The following is a 12,189-nucleotide window of genomic DNA, read 5'->3' on the forward strand; positions in this document are numbered from 1 at the left end:
TCAATGTCGCCGACCCCGTCCCTGCATCGCAACCAGGGCGTCACCGCACCGGAAGGCTTCCGGGCAGCCGGAATCGCCGCCGGCATCAAGGCTTCCGGGAAACCGGACCTCGCCCTGGTCTTCAACGAGGGCCCCGATCTGTCGGCGGCCGGGGTGTTCACCCGTAACAAGGTGCGGGCCGCTCCCGTGCAGTGGAGCGAGCAGGTGCTCAAGTCCGGCCGGTTGCGGACGGTGATCCTGAATTCCGGTGGCGCCAATGCCTGTACCGGTCCGGGCGGCTTCCAGGACACGCACCAGACGGCCGAGGCCGTCGCCGCGGCGCTCAGCGACTGGGGTACCGAGACCGGTGCCATCGAGGTCGCGGTGTGCTCGACCGGACTGATCGGTGACCGGCTCCCGATGGACAAGGTGCTCGCCGGCGTCACCGAGATCGTGCACGAGATGGCCGGTGGCCTGTCTGGTGGTGAGGAGGCCGCGCGGGCCATCATGACCACCGACACCGTGCCGAAACAGGTTGCGCTGCACCACCCGGGCAAGTGGACCGTCGGTGCCATGGCCAAGGGCGCCGGCATGATGGCCCCGTCGCTGGCGACCATGCTGGTGGTCATCACCACCGACGCCGTCGCCGACGCGGAGTCGCTCAACCTCGCGCTCAAGAACGCCGCCGCGAGGACCTTCGACCGGCTCGACATCGACGGCAGCTGCTCGACGAACGACACCGTGCTGCTGCTGTCGTCGGGCGCCAGCGAAATCCAGCCCAGCCAAAGCGAATTGGACGAGGCCGTCTTCACCGTGTGTGACGACCTGTGCGCGCAGCTGCAGGCCGACGCCGAGGGCGTCACCAAGCGCATCGCGATCACCGTCACGGGTGCGGCCAGTGAGGACGACGCCCTGGTGGGCGCCCGGGCCCTGGCCCGCGACAGCCTCGTCAAGACTGCGCTGTTCGGGTCCGACCCCAACTGGGGCCGCGTCCTGGCCGCGATCGGTATCGCGCCGATCGAACTCGTGGCCGACCGGATCAGCGTGTCGTTCAACGGATCCGCGGTGTGTATCGACGGCGCAGGCGCGCCGGGCGCCCGGGACGTCGATCTGTCGGGCAAGGACATCGACGTCATCGTCGACCTGAAGATCGGCGAGCACGAGGCGACCATCCGGACCACCGACCTGTCGCACGCGTACGTCGAAGAGAACTCGGCGTACAGCTCGTGAATACAGATGGACTCTCCGCGGGGCCACTTTCGACCAAGGCCAAGGCTGTAGTCCTCGCCGAAGCGCTGCCGTGGCTCAAGCAACTGCACGGCAAGATCGTCGTGGTCAAGTACGGCGGCAACGCCATGACTGACGACACGCTCAAGGCGGCCTTCGCCGCCGACATGGCGTTCCTACGCAACTGCGGCATTCAGCCGGTCGTCGTGCACGGCGGCGGCCCGCAGATCAGCGCGATGCTGAAACGCCTTGGTATCGAAGGTGATTTCAAGGGTGGCTTCCGGGTCACCACACCCGAGGTCCTCGAGGTCGCGCGGATGGTGCTGTTCGGCCAGGTCGGCCGCGAACTGGTCGGCCTGATCAACGCGCACGGCCCGTATGCGGTCGGCATCACCGGCGAGGACGCGCAGCTGTTCACCGCGGTGCGTCGGAGCGTGACGGTTGACGGGGTCGCCACCGACATCGGCCTGGTCGGCGATGTCGACCACGTCAACACCGATGCCGTGCTGGATCTCATTGCCGCGGGCCGCATTCCGGTGGTGTCCACCATCGGTCCCGACGTCGACGGCGTGGTGCACAACATCAACGCCGACACCGCGGCGGCCGCACTGGCGGAGGCGCTCGGCGCCGAGAAGTTGCTGATGCTCACCGACGTCGAAGGCTTGTACACCGACTGGCCGGACCGCAACTCGCTGGTCACCGAAATCGATACGGCCGCATTGGCTCAGCTGTTGCCGAGGCTCGAATCCGGCATGGTGCCCAAGATCGAGGCGTGCCTGCGGGCCGTGCAGAACGGTGTCCCGAGCGCACACGTCATCGACGGCCGCGTCGAACACTGCGTCCTGGTCGAACTGTTCACCGACGACGGAACCGGAACCAAGGTGGTAGCACCCGCATGACCGAAACTGAAGCGCTGCAAGCCCGTTGGCAGGCAGTGATGACGAACAACTACGGCACCCCGCCGGTCGCTCTGGTCAGCGGCGCCGGCGCCGTGGTCACTGACGCCGACGGCAAGAGCTACGTCGACTTCCTGGCCGGCATCGCGGTGAACGTGCTGGGCCACCGGCATCCCGCGGTGATCGAGGCCGTGACCACCCAGCTGAACACGCTGGGGCACACCTCGAATCTGTATGCCACCGAACCAGGTATCGCCCTCGCCGAAGCCCTCGTCGCCCAGCTCGGCGCACCGGCCCGCGTGTTCTTCTGCAACTCGGGCGCCGAGGCCAACGAAGCCGCGTTCAAGATCAGCCGGCTCACCGGACGCACCAAAATCGTTGCGGCGCAAGGCGCTTTCCATGGCCGCACCATGGGCTCGCTGGCGCTGACCGGCCAGCCCGGCAAGCAGGAGCCGTTCCTGCCGCTGCCCGGCGACGTCACCCACGTCCCGTACGGCGACGCCGCCGCCCTTGAAGCGGCCGTCACCGACGAGACCGCGGCGGTGTTTCTCGAGCCGATCATGGGCGAGGGCGGCGTCGTCACCCCGCCGGCCGGATACCTGGCCAAGGCACGCGAGCTCACCACGAAACATGGTGCGCTGCTGGTGCTCGACGAGGTGCAGACCGGTATCGGCCGCACCGGTGCCTTCTACGCCCACCAGCACGACGGCATCACCCCCGACGTCATCACGCTGGCCAAGGGCCTCGGCGGTGGCCTGCCCATCGGTGCCTGCATCGCGATCGGCCCGGCGGCCGACCTGCTGCAGCCGGGCATGCACGGCAGCACCTTCGGCGGTAACCCGGTGTGCACCGCGGCGGGCCTGGCCGTGGTCAAGACCCTGGCCGACGACGACCTCGTGCACCGGGCCGACGCCGCTGGCAAGACGCTGGCGCACGGTATCGAGGAGTTGGCCCATCCGCTGGTCGATCACGTCCGCGGCCGTGGGCTGCTGCTCGGCGTCGTCCTGACCGCGCCGCAGGCCAAGGCCGTCGAAAATGCCGCGCGCGACGCGGGTTTCCTGGTCAACGCCGCGGCCGCCGACGTGGTGCGGCTCGCGCCGCCGCTGGTCATCACCGACGCCCAGATCGACGCCTTCCTGACCGCACTACCCACCGTTCTCGACACCGCAGCAGGGGAGTCCCAGTGATCCGCCATTTTCTCCGTGACGACGACCTGAGCCCCGAGGAACAGGCCGAGGTCCTGGCGCTGGCCGCCGAACTCAAGAAGGCGCCGTTCAGCCGGCGCCCGCTCGAGGGGCCGCGGGGCATCGCCGTCATCTTCGAGAAGAACTCCACCCGCACCCGATTCTCCTTCGAGATGGGCATCGCCCAGCTCGGCGGGCACGCAGTCGTCGTCGACGGCCGCAGCACCCAGCTGGGCCGCGAGGAGACCCTCGAGGACACCGGCGCGGTGCTGTCCCGCTACGTCGACGGCATCGTCTGGCGCACCTTCGCGCAGGAGCGCCTCACGGCCATGGCCAGTGGTGCCTCCGTCCCCATCGTCAATGCCCTGTCCGATGAGTTCCACCCCTGCCAGGTACTGGCCGATCTGCAGACCATCGCCGAGCGCAAGGGCACGCTGACCGGGCTCAATATGTCGTACCTCGGCGACGGAGCCAACAACATGGCGCATTCGCTGATGGTCGGCGGCGTCACGGCGGGCATCAACGTGACCATCGCCGCGCCGAAGGGGTTCGAGCCCGACCCGCAGTTCGTCGAGGCGGCCAAGAAGCGCGCGGCCGAGACCGGGGCGACCGTCACGGTCACCACCGACCCGCAGGCCGCCGCGGACGGCGCCGACGTCCTCGTCACCGACACCTGGACCTCGATGGGCCAGGAGAACGACGGCCTGGACCGCGTGCGCCCGTTCCGCCCGTTCCAGATCAACACCGCGCTGCTCGGCCGCGCCAACACCGATGCCGTCGTGCTGCACTGCCTGCCGGCGCACCGCGGGGACGAGATCACCGACGAGGTGATCGACGGCCCGCAGAGCGCGGTGTTCGACGAGGCCGAGAACCGGTTGCACGCGCAGAAGGCCATGCTGGTGTGGCTGCTGGAACGTAACGGCCGATGACCGCACCGACCCGGGCCGGACGGCAGTCGCGCATCGTGGCGCTGCTGTCGTCGAACCCGGTGCGCAGCCAGACCGAGCTCGCGGCCCTGCTCGCCGAGGAGGGCATCGATGTCACCCAGGCCACGCTGTCGCGGGACCTGGAGGAACTGGGTGCGGTCAAACTGCGCGGCGCCGCCGGTGGCACCGGCGTGTACGTCGTCCCCGAGGACGGCAGCCCCGTCAAAGGCGTCTCCGGCGGCACCGAGCGGATGTCCCGTCTGCTCGGCGAGCTGCTGGTGTCCACCGACGCCAGCGCCAACCTGGCGGTGTTACGTACGCCACCTGGGGCGGCGCACTACCTGGCCAGTGCAATAGATCGGGCGGCTCTGCCTTATGTTGTGGGCACGATCGCCGGGGATGACACCATCATGGTTGTTGCCCGCGAACCGATGAGCGGCGCCGAGCTCGCCGCCACCTTCGAGAACCTGTAGCAGTACTAGACAAGGAGATTGACACATGTCCGAGCGCGTCATCCTGGCGTATTCCGGTGGCCTGGACACCTCGGTCGCGATCAGCTGGATCGGCAAGGAGACCGGCAAAGAGGTCGTCGCCGTGGCCATCGACCTGGGCCAGGGCGGGGAGGACATGGAGGTCGTCCGGCAGCGTGCCATCGACTGCGGCGCCGTCGAGGCCGTCGTCGTCGACGCGCGCGACGAGTTCGCCGACGAGTACTGCCTGCCCACCATCAAGGCCAACGCGCTCTACATGGACCGGTACCCGCTGGTCTCGGCCATCTCGCGGCCGCTGATCGTCAAGCACCTCGTCGAGGCCGCCCGCAGCCATGGTGGCACCGTCGTCGCGCACGGCTGCACCGGCAAGGGCAACGACCAGGTCCGGTTCGAGGTCGGCTTCAACACCCTGGCTCCGGAGCTCGAGGTCATCGCCCCGGTCCGCGACTACGCCTGGACCCGCGAGAAGGCCATCGCCTTCGCGCAGGAGAACGACATCCCGATCAACGTCACCAAGAAGTCGCCGTTCTCCATCGACCAGAACGTCTGGGGCCGCGCCGTCGAGACCGGCTTCCTCGAGGACCTGTGGAACGCCCCGACCAAGGACGTCTACGACTACACCGAGGACCCGACGGTTCACTTCAACACCCCTGACGAGCTGATCATCAGCTTCGACAAGGGCCGTCCCGTCGCCATCGACGGCCGCCCGCTGAGCGTGCTGCAGATCATCCAGGAGCTCAACACCCGCGCCGGTGCGCAGGGCGTCGGGCGACTCGACGTCGTCGAGGACCGCCTCGTGGGCATCAAGTCCCGCGAGATTTACGAGGCCCCGGGCGCCATGGTGCTGATCACCGCGCACACCGAGCTCGAGCACGTCTGCCTGGAGCGCGAGCTGGGCCGCTACAAGCGCGGCGTCGACCGCAAGTGGGGCGAGCTGACCTACGACGGTCTCTGGTACAGCCCGCTGAAGGCTTCGCTCGAGGCGTTCGTCGAGCACACCCAACAGCACGTGTCCGGCGACATCCGCCTGGTCCTGCACGGTGGGCACATCTCGGTCAACGGCCGTCGCTCGAACGAGTCTCTGTACGACTTCAACCTCGCCACCTACGACGAGGGCGACAGCTTCGACCAGAGCTCGGCCAAGGGCTTCGTCCAGCTGCACGGCCTGAGCTCCAAGATCTCCGCCAAGCGCGATCTGGGTCTGTAGGCCACATGAGCACCGGTGGAACCAACGAAGGTTCGCTGTGGGGCGGACGGTTCGCTTCCGGCCCATCCGAAGCGCTTGCCGCACTGAGCAAGTCGACGCACTTCGACTGGGCACTGGCGCCATATGACGTCACGGCGTCCAAGGCGCACGCCCGCGTGCTGCACAACGCCGGGTTGCTCACCGACGAGCAGCGCGACGGCCTGTTGGCCGGACTGGACAGCCTGGGCAACGACGTCGCCGACGGCTCCTTCGGGCCGCTCGCGACCGACGAGGACGTGCACGGCGCGCTGGAGCGCGGGCTGATCGACCGAGTCGGTGACGACCTGGGCGGCCGGCTGCGCGCCGGCCGGTCCCGCAACGACCAGGTGGCCACGCTGTTCCGGATGTGGCTGCGCGACGCCATCAAGGTCATCGGCAACGGCGTGCTGGATGTCGCCGCCGCGCTGGCCGGCCAGGCCGAGGCGCACCCGACGGCGATCATGCCCGGCAAGACCCACCTGCAGTCGGCGCAGCCCGTGCTGCTGGCCCACCACCTGCTCGCGCATGCGCACCCGCTGCTGCGTGACGCGGACCGGTTGCTCGATCTGGACAAGCGGGCGGCGGTGTCGCCCTACGGATCCGGTGCGCTGGCCGGCAGCTCGCTGGGTCTGAATCCCGATGCCATCGCCGCTGATCTCGGTTTCGCGTCCGCGGCCGACAACTCCATCGACGCGACTTCCTCGCGGGATTTCGCCGCCGAGGCCGCCTTCGTGTTCGCCATGATCGCTGTGGATCTGTCCCGGCTGTCCGAGGACATCATCCTGTGGAGCACAACAGAATTCGGCTACGTCCGGCTGCACGACTCCTGGTCCACCGGCAGCTCGATCATGCCGCAGAAGAAGAACCCCGACATCGCCGAACTGGCCCGTGGCAAGTCCGGCCGCCTGATCGGCAACCTGGCCGGCCTGCTGGCGACGCTCAAGGCGCAGCCGCTGGCCTACAACCGGGATCTGCAGGAGGACAAGGAGCCGGTCTTCGACTCCGTCGCTCAGCTGGAGCTGCTGCTACCCGCGATGGCCGGTTTGGTCGGCACCTTGACATTTGACACGGATCGGATGGCCGAGCTGGCGCCGCTGGGCTACACGCTGGCCACCGATATCGCGGAATGGATGGTGCGCCAGGGCATTCCGTTCCGGGTAGCGCACGAAGCGGCCGGTGCTGCGGTCAAGGCCGCCGAGGCCAGGGGAGTCGGGCTCGAAGAGCTCGCCGCCGACGAGCTCGCGGGCATCCATCCGGGACTTACCGCCGAAGTGCGGGACGTGCTGACCATCGCCGGTTCGGTCGAATCGCGGGACGCCCGCGGCGGCACGTCACCGACGCGGGTCGCTGAGCAACTCGTCAGTGTGCGCGACACCGCCGATCGTTTGCGGGCCCGCCTGCACGGCTGAGCCCGTCTGCGGCCGTAGGCTCGGGCGGTGCCAACTCGCAGCCGCGCCGCGGTGTACGCCAGACGTCGCAAGCGTCGGATGGCGAAGGTCGACCACGACCTGACAGCACAGCAATGGGCTGTCCTGCAACAGGTTTGGGGTGGCTGCGCCTACTGCGAGGCGCAGGACGCTGATCTGCAGAAAGACTGCGTGCAGCCAATCTCGCGTGGTGGGCGGTACACGCTCGACAATGTGGTGCCGGCCTGCCGGTCTTGCAATGCGAGCAAGTGCAATGCCGAAGTCACCGGGTGGCTGCGCCGAAAGAAGCTGGACGAAGGCAGGTTTCTGCTCAGGAAAGCCACCATCGCCAGGGAACTGGTCGGCCATGAGATCTGCGCGGACCGCTCCAGTCAGGCTGAATCCGGCTCCTGACGCCGCCCGCCGCCTACGCTGAGCCGATGGCCGGTACCCAGACGCCCGACGTGCGGCTGGCTGAGCTGATTGCCTCGCTCTCGCTGGCCACCGATCTGGGCCTGGGACAGCCGCAGGAGCATGTGCTCCGGCAGACGGTCATCGCGACGCGGCTGGCTGCTGCCGCGGGGATGGCGCCAGAGCATCAGGCCGCCGCCTTCTACGTATCGCTGCTGGCCTGGATGGGATGTGTCGCCGACTCGCACGAGCTGGCGCACTGGTTCGGCGACGACCTCCAGATGCGCGCCGACAGCTACCAGGTCGACAAGGTCGGACCCGGCATGGCGCGGTTTCTGCTCGGGCACCTCGCACAAGGCCAACCGGCGCTGCAGCGCATCACCATGGTCGGGCGCTTCCTGGCCCAGGGCGTCGCGGATATGCCGAAACTCTTTGTCAGCCACTGTCAGACGGCCAGCGACATCGCCGACCGGCTCAACCTGCCTCCCGAGGTCCGGGCCGCCCTGCTGGACGCCTTCGAGCGCTGGGACGGCAAGGGCGTGCCCGGGCGAGTGCGTGGCGCCGAGATCGAACCGGTGATGCGCGTCGTGCACATCGCCGACGACGCCGAGGTGCACCACCGCACTGGTGGCGTCGAGGCCGCGCTGGAGATGCTGCGCAGCCGACGGGAAACCGAATTCGACCCGGAGTTGGTCGACCTGTGTTGCAGTCGCGCTGACGAGATCTTCGGGGGACTGGACACCGTGGACGCCTGGGGCTCAGTGATCCGTGGGTGCACGCCGCTGGATGGCAGCATTCCGGATTCCGAACTGACTGCGGTACTTCGAGTCTTCGCCGACTATGCCGACCTGAAATCGCCCTGGTTCCTGGGCTATTCGCGCCGGGTCGCGGAACTCACCGCGGCCGCGGCCAGTGCATCCGGACTGAGCGCCGACGACGCCGCCCTCGCCGAGCGCGCCGCCCTCGTGCACCGGATCGGAGCCATCGGCGTATCGACCGGTATCTGGAACAAGCCAGGCCCCTTGACCATTGCCGAACTCGAACGCGTCCGCACCGTCCCGTATCTCACCGAACGGGTGCTGTGCCGCCAACCGCGGCTATGTGAGATCGGCTCGGTCGCCGCCGCGAGTTACGAACGGATGGACGGCAGCGGCTACCCGCGCGGCTTGACCGGCACGGCCATTCCCGCGGCTGCCCGGCTGCTGGCCGCCGCCGCGGTCTATCAGGCCCTCGGCGACGATCGCCCACACCGAGTCGCGTTGTCGCAGGCCGACCGTGCCGCGGCCATGCAGGGCGAGGTCACCGCCGGGCGGCTGGACGCTGCCGCCGTCAGCGCGGTGCTGACCGCCGCGGGCTGCCAGCCGGGTCGGCGCCCCCGCCTGGTCGCCGGGCTGACCGGCCGCGAACTCGAGGTACTCGAGCTCTTGGTCCGGGGTTGGCCGAATCGTCAGATTGCCCAACATCTTTCGATCACGCCACGAACCGTCGGCACGCACGTCGAACACATCTACACCAAGATCGGGGTGTCGACCCGCGGCGCCGCGGCGATGTTCGCGATGCGCCACGGGCTGGTCAACGCCGCTGAATAGAGGCTTCAGCGCAGGGTGAACGCCGATACTCGAACTTGGGCCGTTGACCCTGTATCTAGGGTGCAAAAGGTCGAGTAGCCTGCGCCCTCAGTGCAGGGTGAACGCCGATACCCGAACTCGGGCCGTTCACCCTGCATCTACGGCGTTCCGTGTGAGCTGACCGAATAGATCGGGTATTCACCCGATGTGCCGGTCGGGCCGCGGGCCGTAGAACCGATACATGAGCAATGACACCGACACGGGATGGGCAGTGGCCGGCGCCTTCCTGGAGGCGTTCGCCGGCCAGGATTTCGTCTCGCTGGCCGAATGCCTTGATCCCGACGTGCATTTCCGCGCCCTGATCCCTCCCGGCCTTGTCGACGTGACCGGAGCCGACGACACCGTCGGCCGGTTCCGGCACTGGTTCGGCGCCGACAACTTCGAATTGGTCGACGCCTCCGTCGGCCGGGTCGGAGACCGCGTTGCGCTGAGCTGGCGCGTCCGCACGTCGCCGCCCGGGGATCCGACGGCCATCAAGATCGTCGAACAGCGCATGTTCGCCGCCGCCGACGACCGGATCCATTCAATCGACTTGCTGTGCTCAGGATTTCAGCCCGAACAGAAGGAGAACCGCTCATGAGCTCGAAAGTGGCGATCAGCCTCACCACCGGTTTGGAAGACGCCGAGAAGGTCACCATCGCGCTGCTGGTGGCTGTCGGCGCGGCCGAACAGGGCCACCCCACGATGATGTTCCTGACCAAGGAAGCGGTGCGGCTCGCCCAACCCGGGTTCGCACTCGGTGTCGCGTGCGACGGCTGCCCGCCGCTGCCGGACCTGATGGCCCGCTACGAAGCCGCCGGCGGCAAGTTCCTGATCTGCCCGATCTGCTTCAACGCCAAAGGGCTTGAGGCTGAAAGGGTTGTGGCCAATGCCGACCTCGGCGGCACCATCCCACTGTGGCAGTGGATCGGCGACGAGCCGGCCACCACGTTCAGCTACTGACCTCTTCGGACAGCTCCATCCAGCGTTCCTCCAGCTCGGTCACTTCGCCTTCGAGCTCCCGCAGCGAGCTGGTAAGACGTTGCAGCCCTTCGTAATCGCCCTGATCGTGCTCGGCGAACCGCTGGTGCGCGGTGTCGATCTGGCCGGCGAGCTTCTCCAGTCGCCGCTCGATCGCCGTGATTTCCTTCTGCGCGGCGCGGAGCTCCGCACCCGATAGACCTTCGGAGACCGCAGCGGCCGGTTTGGCTGCGGCGGTACCGGTTTGGGCCGCGTGCGAAGCGCGCAGCCGCAGGTACTCATCGACGCCGCCGGGCAGGTGCCGCAGCCGGCCGCCGAGGATGCCGAATTGTTGATCGGTGACGCGCTCCAGGAAGTATCGGTCGTGGCTGACCACGATCAGTGTGCCGGGCCAGGAGTCCAGCAGATCCTCCATGGCGGCCAGCATGTCGGTGTCCAGGTCGTTGGTCGGCTCGTCGAGGATCAGCACGTTGGGCTGTTCCAACAGGATCAGCAGCAGTTGCAGCCGGCGCTGTTGCCCACCGGACAGATCCTTCACCGGCGTGGACAGCTGGGCGCTGGCGAAGCCGAGACGTTCCAGCAGCTGGCTCGGGGTGAGTTCGGTTGCCTTGGAACCGGATCCGAATGCGTAGGTGGTGGCCAGCCGGCTCAGCACCACCCGCACGGGCTCGTCGAGATGTTCGGCCAACTTCTCCACACCCTGGGTCAGGGTGGCGATCTGCACCGTCTTGCCGTGCTTGACCCGGCCGCCGGTCGGCTCGACCGAACCGTCGATCAGTCCGAGCAGCGTCGATTTGCCGGCACCGTTGACACCGAGGATGCCGGTGCGCTCGCCGGGGGCTATCCGCCATTCGACGTCCTGCAGCACCTTCCGCTCGCCGTAGGTCACCGACGCGTCCAGAATGTCGACGACCTGCTTGCCCAGACGGGTCACGGCCAGCGACTGCAGCGCCACCTTGTCGCGGATCTCGGGGACGTCGGCGATCAGGGCGTTGGCGGCGTCGATGCGGAATTTCGGTTTCGATGTGCGTGCCGGTGCACCGCGGCGCAGCCACGCGAGTTCCTTGCGGGCCAGGTTCTGCCGTCGTGCCTCACTGGCGGCCGCCTGCCGGTCGCGCTCCACGCGCTGCAGGATGTACGCCGCGTAGCCACCCTCGAACGGTTCGACGATGCGGTCGTGCACCTCCCAGGTGGCGGTACAGATCTCGTCGAGGAACCACCGGTCGTGGGTGACCACCAGCAAGCCACCGGCGTTGGCGCTCCACCGCTTCTTCAGGTGTGCGGCAAGCCAGGTGATCGCCTCGACGTCGAGGTGGTTGGTCGGCTCGTCGAGGATGAGGACGTCGTGGTCGCCGGCGAGCAGCTGGGCCAACGCGACGCGGCGGCGCTGGCCGCCGGACAGCGTGCCGATCACCGCGTTCCAGTCGAGGTCGCCGAGCAGTCCGGCGATGACGTCGCGGCCGCGGGGATCGCCGGCCCATTCGTGCTCGGGGACGTCGCCGACGACGGCGTGCCCGACGGTGTCGGTGTGGTCGAGAGTGTCGGCCTGGTCGAGCATCCCGATGCGGACGCCGCCGCGCACCGTCACCCGGCCGGAGTCGGGCTTCAGCCGGCCGCCCAGCATCGCCAGCAGACTGGATTTGCCGTCGCCGTTGCGGCCGACGATGCCGATCCGGTCGCCCTCCTCGATCCCGACCGTCAGCGAATCGAAAACCACACGGGTCGGAAACTCGAGATGCAGGGCTTCGGCCCCCAATAGATGCGCCATCAGGCGCCGATCATATGGGGTGCGCAGCGGCGTCCGCACTCACCGCAACAGCAAGGCCACAACCGCCAGGTAACCAGCGCGTTGTGCC

Annotated in this window: 12 protein-coding genes; 11 read left to right on the forward strand and 1 reads right to left on the reverse strand. The window is 68.2% G+C overall.

Going from position 1 to position 12,189, the window contains the following annotated elements; all coding sequences use genetic code 11:
- The first annotated feature begins 3 nt into the window (after positions 1-3).
- The 11 genes from argJ to ACNO8X_RS14320 all read left to right on the forward strand — a co-directional run bounded on the left by argJ (position 4) and on the right by ACNO8X_RS14320 (position 10,315).
- Positions 4-1,209 (forward strand): bifunctional glutamate N-acetyltransferase/amino-acid acetyltransferase ArgJ, encoded by a 1,206-nt coding sequence (gene argJ / locus ACNO8X_RS14270; protein WP_418001517.1) that lies wholly within the window; start codon positions 4-6, stop codon positions 1,207-1,209.
- Positions 1,206-2,105 carry an acetylglutamate kinase gene (gene argB / locus ACNO8X_RS14275; protein WP_418001518.1) on the forward strand — a complete coding sequence of 300 codons (900 nt, stop codon included), beginning with the start codon at positions 1,206-1,208 and terminating at the stop codon, positions 2,103-2,105. Before argJ ends, argB begins: the two co-directional genes overlap by 4 nt.
- A complete protein-coding gene (locus ACNO8X_RS14280; protein WP_418001519.1) occupies positions 2,102-3,289 on the forward strand; it encodes an acetylornithine transaminase in 1,188 nt (395 codons plus the stop codon). The genes argB and ACNO8X_RS14280 overlap by 4 nt, the downstream gene beginning before the upstream one ends.
- Positions 3,286-4,215, forward strand: coding sequence for an ornithine carbamoyltransferase (argF, locus tag ACNO8X_RS14285; protein WP_418001520.1), 930 nt, complete (start codon positions 3,286-3,288; stop codon positions 4,213-4,215). The genes ACNO8X_RS14280 and argF overlap by 4 nt, the downstream gene beginning before the upstream one ends.
- Positions 4,212-4,685, forward strand: coding sequence for an arginine repressor (locus ACNO8X_RS14290; protein WP_418001521.1), 474 nt, complete (start codon positions 4,212-4,214; stop codon positions 4,683-4,685). The genes argF and ACNO8X_RS14290 overlap by 4 nt, the downstream gene beginning before the upstream one ends.
- 25 nt (positions 4,686-4,710) lie before the next feature.
- Complete coding sequence (locus tag ACNO8X_RS14295; protein WP_043986887.1) at positions 4,711-5,910, forward strand: argininosuccinate synthase; 1,200 nt, start codon at positions 4,711-4,713, stop codon at positions 5,908-5,910.
- Between the two features lie 5 nt (positions 5,911-5,915).
- Complete coding sequence (gene argH, locus ACNO8X_RS14300; protein ID WP_418001522.1) at positions 5,916-7,337, forward strand: argininosuccinate lyase; 1,422 nt, start codon at positions 5,916-5,918, stop codon at positions 7,335-7,337.
- Positions 7,338-7,415: 78 nt separating this feature from the next.
- Positions 7,416-7,748 carry an HNH endonuclease gene (locus ACNO8X_RS14305; RefSeq protein WP_418001523.1) on the forward strand — a complete coding sequence of 111 codons (333 nt, stop codon included), beginning with the start codon at positions 7,416-7,418 and terminating at the stop codon, positions 7,746-7,748.
- Positions 7,749-7,774: 26 nt separating this feature from the next.
- Complete coding sequence (locus tag ACNO8X_RS14310) at positions 7,775-9,334, forward strand: HD domain-containing phosphohydrolase (RefSeq protein ID WP_418001524.1); 1,560 nt, start codon at positions 7,775-7,777, stop codon at positions 9,332-9,334.
- 220 nt (positions 9,335-9,554) lie between these two features.
- The gene (locus ACNO8X_RS14315) at positions 9,555-9,953 is read left to right on the forward strand and encodes a nuclear transport factor 2 family protein (RefSeq protein WP_133760253.1); all 399 of its coding nucleotides are present in this window, start codon (positions 9,555-9,557) and stop codon (positions 9,951-9,953) included.
- Positions 9,950-10,315, forward strand: a complete 366-nt coding sequence (locus ACNO8X_RS14320; RefSeq protein WP_043399369.1) for a DsrE family protein — start codon at positions 9,950-9,952, stop codon at positions 10,313-10,315. Before ACNO8X_RS14315 ends, ACNO8X_RS14320 begins: the two co-directional genes overlap by 4 nt.
- Here ACNO8X_RS14320 and ACNO8X_RS14325 read toward each other — a convergent pair.
- Positions 10,305-12,101: an ABC-F family ATP-binding cassette domain-containing protein gene (locus ACNO8X_RS14325; RefSeq protein ID WP_418001525.1), complete on the reverse strand. Its 1,797-nt coding sequence runs from the start codon at positions 12,099-12,101 to the stop codon at positions 10,305-10,307. The two genes, ACNO8X_RS14320 and ACNO8X_RS14325, sit on opposite strands and share 11 nt — an antisense overlap.
- Positions 12,102-12,189: the final 88 nt, after the last annotated feature.

This window comes from Mycobacterium sp. PDNC021, assembly GCF_048282635.1.
GTDB lineage: Bacteria > Actinomycetota > Actinomycetes > Mycobacteriales > Mycobacteriaceae > Mycobacterium > Mycobacterium llatzerense.